This window comes from Acidianus brierleyi, assembly GCF_003201835.2.
GTDB classification, from domain to species: Archaea; Thermoproteota; Thermoprotei_A; order Sulfolobales; family Sulfolobaceae; genus Aramenus; species Aramenus brierleyi.
In genome coordinates this window covers 1,992,501-2,009,468 of sequence record NZ_CP029289.2, presented here as the reverse complement: position 1 = coordinate 2,009,468, position 16,968 = coordinate 1,992,501, and the positions used below count along the sequence as shown (strand labels likewise).

Annotated in this window: 19 protein-coding genes, 1 tRNA gene, 1 rRNA gene and 1 pseudogene (1 of these 22 cut by a window edge); 14 read left to right on the top strand and 8 right to left on the bottom strand. The window is 31.3% G+C overall.

Annotated elements, in window-relative coordinates:
* Positions 1–32: 32 nt before the first annotated feature.
* A tRNA-Ala gene (locus DFR85_RS26980) sits at positions 33–105 on the top strand.
* 31 nt (positions 106–136) lie between these two features.
* Here the strand turns inward: DFR85_RS26980 and DFR85_RS31950 are convergent.
* The 4 genes and pseudogenes from DFR85_RS31950 to DFR85_RS26960 form a co-directional block, all read right to left on the bottom strand.
* A pseudogene (locus tag DFR85_RS31950) lies at positions 137–244 on the bottom strand (putative integrase); the annotation flags it as partial.
* Between the two features lie 65 nt (positions 245–309).
* Positions 310–672 carry a DsrE family protein gene (locus DFR85_RS26970; RefSeq protein ID WP_110270951.1) on the bottom strand — a complete coding sequence of 121 codons (363 nt, stop codon included), beginning with the start codon at positions 670–672 and terminating at the stop codon, positions 310–312.
* A 95-nt stretch (positions 673–767) separates the two neighbouring features.
* On the bottom strand, positions 768–2,018 hold the full coding sequence (locus DFR85_RS26965) for an arginine deiminase family protein (RefSeq protein ID WP_110270950.1): 1,251 nt from the start codon (positions 2,016–2,018) through the stop codon (positions 768–770).
* A 35-nt stretch (positions 2,019–2,053) separates the two neighbouring features.
* Positions 2,054–2,707, bottom strand: a complete 654-nt coding sequence (locus DFR85_RS26960) for a ParA family protein (protein ID WP_110270949.1) — start codon at positions 2,705–2,707, stop codon at positions 2,054–2,056.
* Positions 2,708–2,944: 237 nt separating this feature from the next.
* On the opposite strand from DFR85_RS26960, the gene DFR85_RS26955 reads away from it, so the two are divergent.
* The 9 genes from DFR85_RS26955 (at position 2,945) to DFR85_RS26915 (ending at position 10,793) form a co-directional block, all read left to right on the top strand.
* Entirely contained in the window at positions 2,945–3,214 is a 270-nt protein-coding gene (locus DFR85_RS26955; RefSeq protein WP_110270948.1) for a hypothetical protein, read from the top strand.
* Between the two features lie 71 nt (positions 3,215–3,285).
* On the top strand, positions 3,286–4,608 hold the full coding sequence (locus DFR85_RS26950) for a glycosyltransferase family 4 protein (protein WP_110270947.1): 1,323 nt from the start codon (positions 3,286–3,288) through the stop codon (positions 4,606–4,608).
* On the top strand, positions 4,605–6,338 hold the full coding sequence (treH2, locus tag DFR85_RS26945) for an alpha,alpha-trehalase TreH2 (protein WP_110270946.1): 1,734 nt from the start codon (positions 4,605–4,607) through the stop codon (positions 6,336–6,338). The genes DFR85_RS26950 and treH2 overlap by 4 nt, the downstream gene beginning before the upstream one ends.
* Complete coding sequence (locus tag DFR85_RS26940) at positions 6,338–6,871, top strand: hypothetical protein (RefSeq protein WP_168367207.1); 534 nt, start codon at positions 6,338–6,340, stop codon at positions 6,869–6,871. Before treH2 ends, DFR85_RS26940 begins: the two co-directional genes overlap by 1 nt.
* Before the next feature lie 44 nt (positions 6,872–6,915).
* On the top strand, positions 6,916–7,356 hold the full coding sequence (locus DFR85_RS26935; protein WP_110270944.1) for a universal stress protein: 441 nt from the start codon (positions 6,916–6,918) through the stop codon (positions 7,354–7,356).
* Positions 7,357–7,431: 75 nt separating this feature from the next.
* Complete coding sequence (locus tag DFR85_RS26930) at positions 7,432–7,962, top strand: hypothetical protein (RefSeq protein ID WP_110270943.1); 531 nt, start codon at positions 7,432–7,434, stop codon at positions 7,960–7,962.
* Positions 7,963–7,970: 8 nt separating this feature from the next.
* Positions 7,971–8,648 carry a TatD family hydrolase gene (locus tag DFR85_RS26925; protein WP_110270942.1) on the top strand — a complete coding sequence of 226 codons (678 nt, stop codon included), beginning with the start codon at positions 7,971–7,973 and terminating at the stop codon, positions 8,646–8,648.
* Between the two features lie 79 nt (positions 8,649–8,727).
* Positions 8,728–10,107, top strand: coding sequence for an MFS transporter (locus DFR85_RS26920; RefSeq protein WP_168367206.1), 1,380 nt, complete (start codon positions 8,728–8,730; stop codon positions 10,105–10,107).
* A gap of 29 nt (positions 10,108–10,136) precedes the next feature.
* Complete coding sequence (locus tag DFR85_RS26915; RefSeq protein ID WP_168367205.1) at positions 10,137–10,793, top strand: HAD family hydrolase; 657 nt, start codon at positions 10,137–10,139, stop codon at positions 10,791–10,793.
* Here DFR85_RS26915 and DFR85_RS26910 read toward each other — a convergent pair.
* On the bottom strand, positions 10,785–11,822 hold the full coding sequence (locus DFR85_RS26910) for an encapsulin (RefSeq protein ID WP_110270939.1): 1,038 nt from the start codon (positions 11,820–11,822) through the stop codon (positions 10,785–10,787). The two genes, DFR85_RS26915 and DFR85_RS26910, sit on opposite strands and share 9 nt — an antisense overlap.
* A 652-nt stretch (positions 11,823–12,474) precedes the next feature.
* Between DFR85_RS26910 and DFR85_RS26905 the strand changes: the two genes are divergently transcribed.
* On the top strand, positions 12,475–13,182 hold the full coding sequence (locus DFR85_RS26905) for a hypothetical protein (RefSeq protein ID WP_210433960.1): 708 nt from the start codon (positions 12,475–12,477) through the stop codon (positions 13,180–13,182).
* A gap of 1 nt (position 13,183) precedes the next feature.
* Here the strand turns inward: DFR85_RS26905 and DFR85_RS26900 are convergent, their stop codons facing one another.
* Positions 13,184–13,693 carry a DUF84 family protein gene (locus DFR85_RS26900; protein WP_110270937.1) on the bottom strand — a complete coding sequence of 170 codons (510 nt, stop codon included), beginning with the start codon at positions 13,691–13,693 and terminating at the stop codon, positions 13,184–13,186.
* A 290-nt stretch (positions 13,694–13,983) separates the two neighbouring features.
* On the opposite strand from DFR85_RS26900, the gene DFR85_RS26895 reads away from it, so the two are divergent.
* Both DFR85_RS26895 and DFR85_RS26890 read left to right on the top strand, forming a co-directional pair.
* Complete coding sequence (locus DFR85_RS26895; RefSeq protein ID WP_110270936.1) at positions 13,984–14,262, top strand: FAD-binding protein; 279 nt, start codon at positions 13,984–13,986, stop codon at positions 14,260–14,262.
* Positions 14,263–14,284: 22 nt separating this feature from the next.
* Positions 14,285–14,812, top strand: coding sequence for an FAD-binding protein (locus DFR85_RS26890; protein ID WP_110270935.1), 528 nt, complete (start codon positions 14,285–14,287; stop codon positions 14,810–14,812).
* Between the two features lie 479 nt (positions 14,813–15,291).
* Here DFR85_RS26890 and DFR85_RS26885 read toward each other — a convergent pair whose 3' ends face one another.
* On the bottom strand, positions 15,292–15,495 hold the full coding sequence (locus DFR85_RS26885) for a CDGSH iron-sulfur domain-containing protein (RefSeq protein ID WP_168367203.1): 204 nt from the start codon (positions 15,493–15,495) through the stop codon (positions 15,292–15,294).
* Between the two features lie 58 nt (positions 15,496–15,553).
* Between DFR85_RS26885 and DFR85_RS26880 the strand changes: the two genes are divergently transcribed.
* Positions 15,554–15,871, top strand: a complete 318-nt coding sequence (locus tag DFR85_RS26880) for a winged helix-turn-helix transcriptional regulator (protein WP_246253074.1) — start codon at positions 15,554–15,556, stop codon at positions 15,869–15,871.
* A gap of 278 nt (positions 15,872–16,149) precedes the next feature.
* Here the strand turns inward: DFR85_RS26880 and DFR85_RS26875 are convergent.
* A 23S ribosomal RNA gene (locus DFR85_RS26875) occupies positions 16,150–16,968 on the bottom strand (it continues 2,230 nt past the right edge of the window).

The window sequence follows — 16,968 nt, the reverse complement described above, 5'->3', positions numbered from 1 at the left end:
TTTATATTCTAACTTCTTTAATATTTAAGTGTGGGCCGGTAGCTCAGCTGGAAGAGCGTTCGGTTCGCAACCGAAAGGTCCCGGGTTCAAATCCCGGCCGGTCCACTGTGTGGGATACCCCAACACCCCCAATTTTAAGATAAGTTTCGATCATCTTATCTAAGGGGGCTAGGTAATGTTCCTTTATGTGATTCTTATTATCCTTCTCTATGTAGTAAACATAATACTTCTTACTCTTTAACATAGCAATTACTATAAAAATCCCATAGAAAACAAATAATATTAATTTTATTATATAGAATAAAAAAGCTAAATGGTTAAAACTTCGTATCCTTCCTTTATTTTATTTAAAACATAAATACCACCTATTGGAGCAAACTCGTCTACTAAATTTTCCTCTATGTCATCCTTATCTAAACCTACATTCTTCATAGCTACTTCACAAGCTATTACTTTCACTCCTACTTTCTTTGCTTCCTTAACGGTTTCTAGAATCGGTTTAAATATAACTTGTTTCTTATTTAAAGACTCTACTGCTGGAGTTAAGAAAATCATTTCAACCGTTATACCCGGATCAGCACTCTTTATCTTAGCGGCCATTCCTATATTAGCTAATAATTTAGCCATATTTTCTCTTCCTGTCATGAATACGAAAAGAACCTTATCGTTCATATGTAAAAAATCTATTGATATATTTTAAGCTTAAGTATATAAAAGTCATAAATATCTATATTTCTATAAAAAAATAGTTTATATGTTAATATTTTTTAATTTCTATATAATGACATTGTCATACAATGAATTCCTCCAAACCCCCCAGTTAATTCTCCTACATCTGCTATTACAAAGTCTATTCCGAAATCATCAATTTCCTTTTTCCTAGGAAAGAATCTTTTATCTTCCTTAAGCTTAGTATATTCTAAGTTTATTTCATTGGAAAGATCCATATACCCTCTACTATTGACGTATTCTAAAACATATTTAGAATTCTTTTCTGAATCTAGAGTTACAATTTGACCGTTTTTAATTGTCAGAAAATTTGTAGAGTAAGATATTTGTTCTAGAAGTGTTATGTCTATAATATCGAATCTCTTTTTAATGAAAAAATCTAAAAGATTTGTTCTTTCTTTAAGCACATATTTACCTTCCTTTTTCTCATAAACGTCTGCTCTTGTAGATTGTAAAATTTTCTTATTTGATACAATTATACCTTCCATAGGAGTATTAAGATACATATCCAAATGCATCGAAAGCATATAATCGTTTGCTTGAATTACAGGATTATATGCAATTACTATTTCATTAAAATTAAGAGCATCAGAAACCTGGATAGCACCAGCTATGGTAGTTCTATCTCCTGTGCCAAATATTGCAAAATTCTTAAAAGGCATATAATCTCCTCCTTCTGCAAATGCTGGTTCGCTAATCTCTTTTATTATGTTTTCCGACAAACTCTCTATTGCTAATTTAAGTAAAATTGTTTCCCTTCTTCTTATTCTCTTACTCATTCTACCTAAAACTATACCTTCATCAGTAACTATAGTTTGATCTCTTGTGAAATAGAGATTAGCTAAAGGTTCCTCATTTATTATCCTTGGAGTAGATTCGGAAGTTCCTAACGCTTTATGCGTTATCACAGTAGGCTTTAATAAAACAATATTAAATAGGCTTTCAGGATCTAATTTATTAATATCCTCCTCAAAATCTTGTAGCTGTTTCTCTAATTCTCCATCTCCTTCAAATCTTATAGACTCCAAAGCTAATTTCTTTAAATAATCCATAATTTTTTGATCAGAATTTGCCTTATCGAGAATAACATCCTTAAGCCTGTAAACCGTAACTCCTAACTCTTTCAACGTATCTTGCATTTTTTTATGCTCTAACAAAGCTCGTTGTAAATTAAACCTACGCATATAAAGAAATGATTCCGGATCTAGAACTCCATAAAACATCTCTATCCCAGGCTCATGAACAAGAACTCCTCGAAGCCTATCCCATTCTGCTTTAATAGTAAACATTTAAGTAGAACTATATATTACATAAAATAAAAAGCTTAGCCTTCATTTTCCAAAATATTTAAAATTGTTTTAGATAAACATTTAAATTCTTTAGGAGTTTCAATATTCCAGAATCCTTTATATAATAATTCTTTAATGAATGGAATAGTAAATATTCTAGTATATACCTTAAACTCGTCTATTTTGTCTCCTTTAAAGAAGTTTATAACTATACCTATTTCGTTAAAATTTGATGAAAGTGCAGAAGAATATTCTTTCAAAAAATTCTTTGTTGCAGTAATTACGAACGATTGCGGAGATGAAACACCTAAAATATAATTCCTTGTGTTACTCATCTTGGAAAACGCGGAGTATTCTAAGATAATATCTTTACCTAAATGCACTGGATTATCAACTATTACTATATCCTTACCTATAATATACTGTAAATAAATATTCTCTACAGTATCAATACTCACGTCTTTTCCTCCGCTAGAGAATGATATAAACGACAAGTTCCCTTTTTCATAATAAAAATCCGTATTATCTAATAAGCTTCCGCTAACGTTAAATATTTCGCTAAGGGTTCTAGAACCGTCTATAGATACTATTAGCACTTTTTTATTTTTGCTAAATTCTAAGGCCAAGTAATAAGCTAATGTCGATTTTCCTACTCCGCCTTTAGCACCCACTATTGAAAGCCTAAACACTTTAGGTTATCAGATAATCATTATAAATAAATTTTTGGTTAAGATACTCAATTCCATACCAAAATAAACTCAAGACCTCCACAATATCATGTAATACTAAAATTTTTTACTCTGAATCAAAGATACTTATATATAAGATTATTTATAAAATAAGTATGACCAATATGAATTTTTAAGGATTTTACATATAACTCATCTAATTCAAACTTTATTTAAATTATAGAAAGATTTTCCTTAATGGTAAGGCTAATAAATTGGAAACTAAATGTTGTAGAATCTTCGTTGAATATAGAGGAGATTATAGACAATATTAACTCAGATGTAATAATTCTCCCTTTAAGTAAAAATAGAATTATAGAATATATAAAATCGCAAGATATAGATACACTAGAAAAATTAGTAATTAGAAAAGAAAAAAAAGTAAAGATAAGAAAGGAAATTAAGAAATTATCAGAAGAAGGGTTTAGTATAAATATTTTGATTAAGGGATTTAATAAATATGATTGAATAATGAAATATTATTTAAAGTTTAGTTAAAGTATCTTCAAAGTTATTAACTTTGATTTCTCTATTTACCTATGAATAGCCTTGCTGTAAATACTCAAACACCTCCAATAAGATTTACCGTAACATTCAAAGATATAATAGAAAGATATGGAGTTCTCTCATTACCACTTGATCTATCTTTACTCTCTTCAGACGAATATTACGTATCGGTTGGCGGAGTATCAAAAATGATGTTAGGATTCCTAGACAGAGTAAAATCTACTAAAAAAAGGTGGGTTTCATTAGGTCCTGGTTATCCTCCATCAGCATTATTAAATGACATCGAAGTGCATTTTGTAGATCTTCCTCCAGAGCAACTTGCTAAATATACAAGGTTTAAAGAAGGTATATATAATGAAAGCCATGGTGTATCTAAATATGAAATCAATGGAGACGACTATATAGCATATGCTACTTATAATTGGGTTTCTGCACAAAAACTTCTAGAATTTTATTCTGATACTGATGCGTATTTTATTAATGATTTCCAACAACTTTTAGTCGGTGGAATTATTGGACCTTCGGCACCAGCTGTATTATGGTATCATATTCCTTTTGTGCCTGAAAATTTAGATGATAGATTACGAGAATTCCTAGTAAGATCATTTGAAGGTTTTGATTCGGTTATTTTTAGTACAAAAAGAGACATTGAAGGACTTGTAAGAACGGGAGCAAAAGTCAATGTCAAACAAATATATCCATTTATAGATCCTAATGCTTATCAAAGTAAGAATAAAGAAGAAGTAGGAAAAATAGAAGAAAAATTTGGTATAAAAGACAATGATAAAGTAGTACTAGTAGTAGCTAGAATGGATCCAATTAAAAGTCAAGATATAGCTATAAAGGCCGTGAAAAATCTGAATGTAAAATTAGTTTTAGCAGGGGACGGAAGTTTTACAAGCAAAACTTTAGGTCATAATAAGGCTGGAAATTGGGTTAGAAAATTAAAAGATATGACAAAAGATCTAAAAATAGAGGACAAAGTAATTTTTACGGGTTATGTTTCTGATGATGAACTAATGTCTCTATATCAAAGAGCAAATGTAGTAGCTCTACCTTCTAACATTGAAGGTTTTGGTTTAACTGTATGTGAAGGGTGGCTCTATAAAAAGCCAGTTGTAGTAAGTAAGGGAGCTGGAGCTAGTGAAATTATAATAGAAGGAGGAAATGGATATACTTTCAATCCTGGGGATTATGAAGATATGGCCAAAAAGATAGAATTGGCTATTCAAAATCAGGATAAATTAGGAGAAATGGGATTAGAAAGCGTTAAGAAATGCCTAGTAGATAACGCTATAAGCGAACTTAATTCAGTTCTAGAAGAAGCTATAAGTTCCTATAGGGGAAAGAAATGATAGATTTCTACGCACTCCTATCTAATGGAATTACTGCTGCATTAGAAAACGAAGGGAGTATAGATTGGTTTCCCTGTCCTAGATACGATTCTCCATCAATTTTTTCTAAAATTCTTGACAAAAATGGTGGAAGTTTTACAATTAGACCTTTAATAGAATATTTTTATAAGAAAGAATATGTAGGAAATTCTTTAATTCTAAAAAGCGAATTTAAGGTAAAAGATGGAAAAAGACTCCAATTAATAGATTTCCTGCCCTTATCTTTACCTGCAATAATAAGAATATATGACAGTGAAATACCTTTCTACGCCGAAGTAAATCCATTATTTGAATACAGTTTAATAAAGCCAGGAGTACAATTCTTAGAATCAGGAATAATATTTACAAATCCTAGATCAAGAGAAGGCGTAGAAGTACTATTAAATGGTAGTTATACTTTTGAAGAAAACAAAATAATTTTTAATCCAGGTAAAGGATTCCTTTATTTATTATATTCCAAAGATCTAAGATATGGATTATTTAGTAAGAAAGGCTTTGTTTATTCTAGACCTTATGAAGCACTAGACAAAGCATTAAGATATTGGGACTCACAGATTTCAAAAGCCAAAAAAATTCGGAATTTCGAAAAAGAATATTATAGATCATTAACCGTAATCCTTGGATTAACTTATAATCCTTCAGGCGGAGTAATAGCGTCGCCTACAACTTCATTGCCAGAAATAGTAGGAAAAGAAAGAAATTGGGATTACAGATATGTTTGGGTTAGAGACGCATCTTACTCTGCTGAAGCGTTAATAAGATCAGGATTATATATCAGAGGAAGGGATATTCTAAGTTTTCTAACTTCTATGATAGATCCCTCGTCTAAGAGTTTTGATCATCCATTTTACAGCATAGATGGTACTGCACCTCCTGCTGAAGAAGAGCTTACGTGGTTAGAAGGATACAAGCATTCCAAACCAGTAAGAATAGGTAATGGAGCTTATATGCAAGTACAAAGTGATATAGAAGGCGCATATATGCATGGATTATACACATATTATAAAGAAACAAAAGACGAGGGATTTATAAAGGATGTATGGTGGGCTGTAGATGCAATAGCTAATTGGGTTAAAAATTCATGGAAAGATAAAAGTACTGATATATGGGAACAAAGAGGAATTTATGAGCATTTTGTACATACAAAAGTAATGGATTGGGTAGCTGTAGATAGAGCATCTAAACTAGCTGAAATGTTAGGTATTGAAACTGATTGGAAAAAAATAGCTGATGAAATTAAAGAAGACGTGCTAGCTAATGGTTATTCCGAAAAAACAAAAAGTTTCGTAAGATATTATGGAAGCGAAGAAGTTGATGCAGCATTACTTACACTACCACTATATAATTTCATTAGTGTAAATGATCCGAGATTTATTTCTACGTTACAAAGAATAGAAAAAGAACTTTCAGTCTCAAATAGCTTACTTTTAAGATACAAGGACGATTTTTTAGGGGAAGTAAGCAATCCTTTTACTCTAGTATCTACATGGTTAGCTAGAGTTTACATAAGACTTGGAAAAATAGATTATGCAAAGAACATTATAAATAACCTTATAGAGTGTTCAACAGATTTAGGCCTAATAGCAGAACATTATGAAAGAGATACTTGTTATCCTATGGGCAATTTTCCACATCTTTTTCCACATTCTGGATTAATATTAGCACTAATAGAACTTGAGGAGATAAAATAATGGAATCAAGAGCTAAGCAACTACTTGAAGAATCTATAGACGAAGTAGAGAAATATGGTTCATTCACATCCATGTATTTACTCTTAAAGAAAGTATATTCAGATTTCGAGAAATTAACTAAAGAAGGACGAATAGATTATAATATAAAAGTAGATGACCTAATTTTAATTTCTCTCCATGAAAGAGAAATGAATAAAATATCACTTTTTGTATCTAGTTTTCTAATTTATGATTATCTGTCAAAAAATTATATAGTACAAGACGGATTATTTTATTTTAGATGGAATAAAAGAATTTTTGTTTATAGTCCAAGAATTGAATCACATATATATTATTTAATAAGATTAGGTTATTTACAAGGAATAAAAAATTTCAAATTAACAAATAGAGGATATGAAGAGGCAGAATCAATACTGCTATCTTTAAATTGCGAAGATAGGAAGAATATAAAAAACATTATAATAGACATTTGCCTTAAAACTAAGCTAAAAGAACTTAAAGAGTACGTTAAAAAATATTTATTTAATTACTAGAAGTTAAATTTAAAGTTTCCTATTATAAGAATGAGTTTGAGAACATGTTTGAAAGAATACTTGTAGCGTACGATGGTTCAGAACATGCTAAGAAAGCATTAGCTATAGGAATAGATCTAGCCAAAGTTTACAATTCTAGGCTTTATATTGTAGAAGCTATAGACGAAAGCGTATTTTATAATACTGGTGTTTTACCTCCACTCTCAGCAATAAAAGATCTTGAAAAGAAGGTAAGAAAAGATGTAGAAGAAGCCACTGAAATAGCTAAAAAAGAAGGTGCAGGAACCTTGCGTGAAGTTGATATAATAGGTGAAGTAATAGAGGGAGATCCTGCTACTGCTATATTAGATTTTGCAGATAAAAACTCTATAAACCTTATAATTATTGGAAGTAGAGGATTATCTAGATTTAAGAGAGTAATATTAGGAAGCGTATCTAGCGTAGTTCTAAATCACTCAAAAGTACCAGTTATGGTCGTAAAGTAAAAACGCAGTCATATTTAAATCTGCATTAGAATGTCTCTAAATAATCTTCTTTATGAATTTTTAGTACCATAAACTATGGCATATAAATGTTGTGATAAAGATTTTAACGATAAAAAATCATTTTTAAAACATATAAAAAGTAATAACTGGCATTTTTTAACTTCATCCGATTTTATAAGATTAGACCTGAATTATGAAGATTCCTTAAGGATAATCCAAAACAAAGACTTGATTTATAACTCAATAGGTATAGTTAGGCTTAAGGAAAATATAGGCTTTCTAGCTTTACCTATATCAAGAGAATTTTACGGAAACGTCTTAAAGACTGGAATTCTTGGAAAAATTAATGGACCAAACTATAATTTAGGTTTAATAAATTATACTTTTAACTCAAAAAATTTGATTTATGAAATATCATTTAGACCAAGAAAAATTCCAGATAAGACGGAAATAACATCAATAGTCACAATGAGAATTAATATTGGATTAAGTGGTAAAATATTTCCATCGACAGTGTTAAAATCTTTACAAAAAGTATTATTACCAGAAAAAGTGCTCAATAATCTCGACTTACAACTCTCAACATTTATTAAAATAAAAGCGTAAAGTTTAGTATGTATTATGATGCACATTGCCACTATTCATTATTAAAGAAAAAGTACGAAAATTTCAAGATAGCAGCTGTAAGCATGGATTATTCATCGTCTATTAATACACTATCGATAAGTGATAAAAATATACTTAAGGGTGTCGCAATACATCCATGGAATGTGGACAAGGAAAATATAGATAACGTTCTCCATTTAATTAACAAAGCAGATTTTATAGGAGAAATAGGTTTAGATTTTAAATATAGTAAGGCAGCTAAGGATTTACAAATAAAATATTTCGAAAATTTTTTAGAGAATTCCCAGAATAAAACAGTTAATGTTCATGGTTTATGCGCATGGAAAGAAACATTAGATTTACTTCTAAAACATAATATAAAAAAGGCAATAATACATTGGTATTCTGGGCCTATCGATCTAATTAAAGACATTGAAGGAGCTGGATATTTCATAACAATAAATCCTTCAGTAACTTTTCAAGAAAAACACAAAAAAGTATTAGAAAACGCGCCTTTAAATATAATCATAACTGAAAGTGATGGAGGATATGAATATAAAGGAAAATTATTAGAGCCTTCCGATATAATACTAGCATTAGACTTTATTTCCAAAATAAAAGAGATTGATCTTCGTACTTTAAATACAATAATAGAGAATAATTTCAGAAAAGCCTACAATATATAGTAAATATAGGTTATATACTACTAAATAAATTATTTGGATTATTCTTAAATAGTATGATTTTTTAGCTTTTAATAGAAAAATGAAACTACAAGACGTATTTAAACCATTGGATGATAAAAAATTTGATATGTTTCATATAAAGGCATTATTTACTACAGGAATGGGAGTTTTTACTGACGGATATTTATTGTCATCAATAAGCTTGGTCTTACTAGATGTTTTAGGAACTTTCGGAATAACGAAAGAAAGTCGCCTATATGACTTATGGTTAGGTGTATTAACAGGAACAGTATTTATAGGTGCAGCATTGGGTGCAATAATTTTTGGAATTCTAGCAAATAAAGGAAGGAAAACATTTTACGGTGTAGATGTAGCGTTAATGACAATAGGAGCTACTTTACAAGCCTTTGTCTCTTCTCCAATTGAATTAGCTTTAGTTAGATTTTTGGTAGGAATAGGAACTGGAGCAGATTACGTGCTTTCACCAATGATAATGGCAGAACATTCAAACGCTAAGGATAGAGGAAAACTTATAGCCCTGGGTTTTGGAATGATGTGGAGCTTAGGTGCAGTAACAGCATCTTTACTTTACTTAGGCATCTCCCCACTGGTATCAACTAATGTACTCTGGAGAATAATATTAGCAGCTGGTGCACTACCCGCCGCATCCGTTATTTATCTAAGAAGAAAAGTACCTGAAACATCAAGATTTTTATTAAGAATAAAAGGTGATAATATAAAATTCTCTAAAGTAGTAAAAGAAATAACTGGAAAAGAAGAAAACATAAAAGAAAATTTAAGAGATTGCAGTTCTATTCTATCCTATTTTAAAAATTCTGGGAAAGTGTTCCTAATAGCGGCAATCTTATGGTTTCTCTTTGATCTTACAGGCTACGCAAATGGTCTATTTGGGCCTACTCTAATTGCAAGATCCATAGGAATATATGATCCTGCTATATTTTCGCTCATAATTACTGCTATATTCGGATTTCCAGGTAAAATATTCGGAATTTCAAGAATAGATAAGCTAGGAAGAAAACCATTGCAGGCTATAGGAGCTTTAGGAGAAGGAATATTCCTTGCTATATTTGCAATACTTTTACCAAGTGAAGCCTACTTACCTGCTGAAATGCTTCTAATAATTTATGGTTTACACGACTTTACAAGCAGTTTTGGTCCAGGTATAATAAGTACTGCTGGAATGCTAGGAGTAGAACTAGCGCCAACAAAAGTAAGAGGAATAGTCCAAGCTATAACAGTAGCATCAGGAAGGACTGGAGCTGCTATAGCATCATTTCTATTCCCAATACTTTTCGTTTCAATAAGTAAAGAAGTAGCAATGATGTTCTTTGCAATCTTAATGTTTATTGCTGCTATTTTAACATGGTTCAGTATACCAGAAACTAAAGCAAAACCTTTAGAGGAATCAAGTAAAGAAAGAATAGCTATAAAAAGTTAAGATTTTTATTTTATATTAGGCGAAATATTTTGATAAAGTCTGTTTTTGTAGATTTTGGTAGTACTTTAGTAGGTTTTAGGCCAGTATTTTACGAACGAGTACATGAAATAGTTAAAGATAATGGATATAATTTCGATAAGAAGAAAGTTTTTAGAGCATATGTAAAAGCTATGGCATTAAATAACTTTCCAGACGAAAACGGTCATAATCCAGTAAATTTAAAGGATTTCCTTTACTTCCTAGGAATTACACCAAATGAAAAATTAGTAAAATCCCTTAATGAATCTAACATTAGAGACGGAGAAGCTTTTCTTTACGACGATACCATAGACTTTCTAGAAGGTATAAGATCTTTAGGACTCAAGATTGTACTAGTTAGCAATGCTACTAAAGGAATCCATAAGCTCATAGATCAGTTTGACTTAAGGAAATACTTTGATTCATTGGTAATCTCAAGTGAAGTTGGATATGTAAAGCCCAATCCAAAGATATTCTATTTAGCTATATCTAAGGGAGGATATCCAGCTATACATATAGGTGATATATTTGAGGTAGATTATATAGGAGCAAAAAGAGCATTTTTAGATTCTATTCTCTTAGATAGGTGTAACTTTTATCCTGATTTAAACGTAAAAAAGGAAAAAGATTTAAAATATGTTCTAAGTGACATAGAAAAACTACTTTAATATCATAGCAGCATTAGAATCAATAAGATAAGGAGAAATTTTACCGGATATAAGATAATCGCTATAAACTCCTTCTTTACCTAAGAATTCTACACTTGCTGGCGAGTTTTCCAAAATATAAAATCCTTTCTTAGAAAATACTATTAATCCACTCAAATATGGAGAAACAATCATTTCACAACAATGCCTTAATAATTCTATTTCATAGCTACCAGTCTTATCATATACTCTAAATAATTTAGCATAAAGAGAAGGAGAAATTACTACTGCAATATCAGAATAACCAGAACTTTCTATAGTTTCCATTGATTTAATAATATCGAACGCAATATTACCCGGAATTTCCCAGTCTGAAGGCTTTTCTTTTATTCCTCTTTCAGAAAGTGAAAGAGGATGATTAGAAAGCAAAAGTAAATCCTCCAATTTAGAATATTTTAATCCAGCCTTATAGATAATATCCATAGTTCTTGTTATAGATAAATCACTTCTTATTTCAAACTCAACGTTCAAATGCTCTATTTTATATAAAGAGCTATTATCCTTTTGAATTAATTTATTTCCAGTATCCTCAAGATCATAAATGGAAATAGACTCATCTCCATATTTTAATATAGTACCATAATTCCTTATTTTACGCTCTTCTAAAGCCTTAGCTATGAAATATTCAACATTCATATCTTGATTCTCTTTTTGCGCTTTTTCCTCCAAAGTAGAAGATAAAGTAATTGGAAATGAAGGATTACTTCCTATTAACTTAGACGCTTCATTCCAGCCCTTAACCATATACTCAAAATCTTCCTTACTAGTTTCATAGAGTAATCTTAAGAATTCACCAAAATGAGTTATTTCTTCTTTAGCTATATCGTCGTGAACTTTCTTAATAAAGTCTTGATTAAATAATTTACCTTGTTGAAGATAATAGTTTATAGCGTCTAATTCAGCCATTAAAGCTCCTCTTATAGCCCTTACAGCTTCTTCTTTATCCATTTTTTCTTTTCGTGTGATAACGGAAGGATCAGAAGAAAACATATTCTCAAATTTACTACCACTGAAAAATTAAAAATCTTTCTTATTTTAGAGCTAAAAATTATATGTTTCTATTATAATAAATGATATATCGATATATTTACTATTATTATATCAAGATATTAAAATAGGCTAATATCGATATTTAATATATAAAATATTTAACTGAAAACATAGTTTATGAATGCCTCAAATTTTTCTCAGAGAGAAGTTATACTTACTTTTAATCTTACGTTAGATTTAGAATTTACACCTCTATATAAAGTTAAAATATAAGAAAACTAAGCTAGTCTATACAGAATTGAAAACACGACTTAGTTCTAACTATAGTAATCATAATATACTATTTCTTACATGATAAAACAATGTATTAAGAATTAACTATCCTAGAGGTTTCATGTTTAAATACTAATACAGCAATAATAGATTAATATAAAATATTTCCAATTTTAAAAGATTATTAATATGAGAATTTATGTATATTATATAATAGAACGATTTAATTTATTCTTTAGGAAAAAATAATCTAACAAGCGTCTATAATTTAATAGCCAATTACTTTTCTCATTAACAAGAATAATATATAGTCCTAATAATCTATATAGAATTTTATAACTATAAAGGAAACATTTATGTATTATACTTTTAATTTGAAATTATGATTAATGGTATTAAAGGTCTAATAGACCTCCCTGGAGAGATCCCTTGGGAAATAATACTAGCCTATTATATAATAGCACCTACATTAGTATTTTTAATAGCCAAAAGAAGAAGAGCGTTGAAAAATTTTACTACATTAGACTGGGTTTATATTGGAATTGGAGCTGCTGCAGGCGTAGTTTGGGAATTTTACTTAGGAGCTTTTATAGATAGAGTAGAACCGAAAGGAATAGAATATTTTATTGACCCAGGCTTTTGGGGACGAATGATTATACTCTTCGTTATTGCAGGCGTAGTTAGAAAAACTGGTGTAGGCATGGTATCTCTCACAGTATTTACATTCCTTTCAGACTTATTCCATTACGGATTTGGTGGAGAACCATTATACTTTTTTTATGAGGCATTAACATATGGGTTATTTATTGACGCAATAATAGCTTTCACAGGCGGGAAGCCTTTCGGTATATCATCAAAAACATATCCAAAGATTTTAGCAGCAATAGAAGGAGCTATTGTAGGTATATTGTGGGGAATTCCAGACCCTATAATTTACGAGGCGTTTTATAGGCCATTTATTTACGGTGCCGTAGTAGATTGGCAAAAAGTCTATTTTGATTTATATACTCATTTAGCATTCATTTGGATAGCAGGACTAATAGGAGGTTTAATAGCATATAGAATTGAAAAAGCCATACAAATATAAATTAAATATTAGTTAACATTAATATTAGAGCATTTCTAAAAGCTTCTTTTATCTCAACCTTTCTACTTAATTTAAACTTAGTATATAATCCCCATGTATCTTTAGGAGAAGCATTAAGCTGTTTTGATAATTGATTCAATATCTTACTGTGAGGAACACCTTGTTTAATTTTTTCTACTACTTGTCTTGGCAATCTTAAACCACTAGAATATGCTGAAAATTCCTTATCCTTATAAATTATTACACACCACGTCTCCTCATATATTTGATTAAACCTTTCTACAAGTCCACTTTCTAAACCTATGTAAACCCCTTCATTATCCAAGAATTTCTTCCTCATATTTTCAGCCCTATTTCTAGCTCCAGTTGGAGTCTCATCGTTCCAAGGAGTTCTAGGAACTTCAGAAGGAGAATTAAAAGGTATTATTTCATAGCTTGTCATATAATGTTTAAGAACTTCCTTAACTGAAATAATCTTTAACCTACTAAGACTACCTACATAAAATTTCATAAGAGTAAAAAGCCATGAGGGAATAAATATCTAAGGTATATAGCTATAAAAATATTTATCAACAGTTATTATTTGGAAATATTATAATTTCTCCTTAAAAATACTAAGAAAACTATAAACGAATATATAATGAAGCAATAAAAAAATTATTCACAATTCAAGAATAAGTCTTTAACCTACTATAACCAAAGGTTTTCCTTATATTACAACATCAACTACAACAATTTATCATAATTTTCTTCAAACTGGTTAGATTTACATTTTATAAAATCAGAAGAAATATACTAGTTATGCTAAAAGATATATTATCTAAATATTTCGAAATATACACTGACAAAGAAATATTAGAAAAATATTCTATGGACTATAGTTATTTATCCTCTACATTATACGACCTAAAGAAGGTTCCCGAGGCAATAGTAAAAATAACTACAGAAGAACAAATAAAAACGCTGTTAGAATTATCTCAAGAATATAATTTCTACATTATAGTAAGAGGAAGCGGAACTAACACGCTAGGAGAAACTGTACCAATAAAACACTATAATTGCAGACATTACAAATTTTAAAGGATTTAAAAGAATAGGAGATGTGCTCATCTCAAGACCTGGAAATGATTTTAACGAAATAGGAATAAATGATATTCCAGTAATTCCTACAAGTTTTTACATGTCAACATTAGGCGGATATGCAGCAACAGGAGCATATGGATTTGGAGCATTAAAAAACGGAGCTCTATGGGACAATTTGATAGAAGTAGAAATTTACACTCCAAAAGGATTTTATACAGTAACAGGAAAAAATATACTTTCAACAACTCTAGCTGCAGGAACTACGGGTATTATTACAAAGATAAAAATGAGGTTAGTAAATAGAAAATATAAAAAGATTAATATAGTTAAGAAAACATTTAATTCATTATCTAAAGCACTAGACGATGCTTTTAACATATTAAATTCTACAGAATTCTTAAGCATAAGAAATTACGGAATGGCAAAAGAAATAGACCCAGAGTATTCATGGGACAAATGGAATATAATATACGGAGTATATGACGAAAACGGCCAAAGCTATGCAACAAAGGACATAATAACAAGTTTTGCAGGCTCATCACAGTAGTAAGCAAAAGAAAAGTAAATTATAATTCGCTAAATATCTCATTAGACGAATTAGATAAAAAATCCAGAATTCTAGAAGAAGCTAAATGTCTAATCAACGCTGAAATCACTAAGAGCTCAAATAAGATATTTTCACGAACTTATATACTCGATTACACTAAATTACCACAATTAGGCTATAACGTTAACTTACATTCCTACAAAGTTAATGACATTGTTAAAATAGATTTCACCAATAATGATAGATTAGAAAAAATTATTGATTTCAAACAGAAAGTAGATCCAGAAGATAGACTCAATCCAGGAAAAATAAACACTAATTTAAATATTTGATTTATCTACATAAGAGTTAGGCTAAAAGTTTTTAAATGTATAAAATTATTAATTTATTAATTTGAAGAATTTTAATAAAATCTATTGCAAATTTTAGAAGTTAGTTTAAATAAAAAAATTAACACGGAATAAAATGATGAAAAACACTTACGGATAAAAATTCTCTACTTTAATTCTTCCATTTTCATCGTATATATATATCCCTTCTTCCTCATCTAAGGTTCTTTTATGTGAACCATCACAAAAAGGTTTATGTTTAGATAGTCCACAAGCACATACATAAAAAACTTGTCCATTATCTGCCTTTATTTCATATGGCTTATTACGATCGTGTTTTACTAACCTAGCCATTGCAAAGTAAGTTTAGAAAGTAAAGTATATATATAGTCCGTTTACCTAACTAAATCTGATTACCTTGAAGAAACCTGAATCTACAATCTGTCCGATAGTAGAAACTATTAGAATCATAGGAAGCGAACCAAAGTTACTTGTTTTAAGATATTTACTAGACGGAGGCAAAGGTTTTAATGAACTACAAAAACTAACTAAACTCAGCTCAAAGACATTATCCTCAACATTAAAAGACTTAGAAACTTACGATTTAGTAAAAAGAATCATAATAAGTGATAGACCTTTTAGAGTAAAATATGAGCTTACAGAAAAAAGTAAGGAATTAAAAGGAGTTTTTGAAGAGATACAAAAATGGGGAAATAAATATCTTAAATAAATTTTACTATAAAATCCAAAATAAAAAGATCAAACACTAGAATTTAACATTATTAGGCACTTGCAAAATATTCTACTCAAACTTTTCAAAATATATCCCGTTACATACGAATTATATAATCATGCACCTTCACATAAAAACTAGACACAAAACCATTATACTACTAGATCCAATCAACCCTACTATAACCGGTAATTAAAATCCCCATAATACATAATAAAAGAGAAATAAATGTAAGAGGCTAGTTACGACCAATTACGTCCAACCACCTAAGGATGACTGCATGGGCTTGCCCGTTGGGAGTGGCGGGCTGAATCCCTCGGACTTTCGCCCTCGGGACTTACACCCCCACCCCATCAGCCCCATGTTTTTTGGGTGGGCTCCCGTAGATCCCCTTTCGGAGATCTACACGGCCGCCTCTTTTCGGGGAGGGGTTCTCGCTTAGATGCTTTCAGCGATTACCCCTTAGGGCGTGGCTGCCCGGCATTGCCCTACCGGACAACCGGTAGACTAGAGGCCCTGGTACCCTGTTCCTCTCGTACTAGGAGTACCTTCCCCACAGGCGACCTGCACCTCCAACCCTTAGAGTCCGACCTGTCTCGCGACGGTCTAAACCCAGCTCACGTTCCCCTTTAACGGGCGGGCAGCCCTACCCTTGGGGGCAGCTGCACCCCCAGGGTGGGAAGAGCCGACATCGATGTAGCAAACCGCGGGGTCGATGGGAGCTCTCGCCCGCGACGACCCTGTTATCCCCGGGGTAACTTTTCTGACATGCCCAGCCCCCACGTGTGGGGGCATGAGCGTTCGCTAGGCCGCGCTTTCGCGTCGAGACCCCGTACTTTGAAGGGTCTCGTCAGGCCGGCTTTTGCCCTTGCACTCTACGGCGGCGTTCTGTACCACCTGAGCCGACCTTTGGGCTCCCGTGTTATCTTTTCGCGGGAGTGCCGCCCCAGCCGAACTGCCCACCTGACGTTGTTCCCCTTTCGGGGTTAGGTTCCCGAGCATCTATGAGTGGTGTTTCACTTTCGGCTCCACCATCCCCAGAGGGATGGCTTCGACGCCTCCCACTTACTCTACGCATAGACGCCCGGGAACCA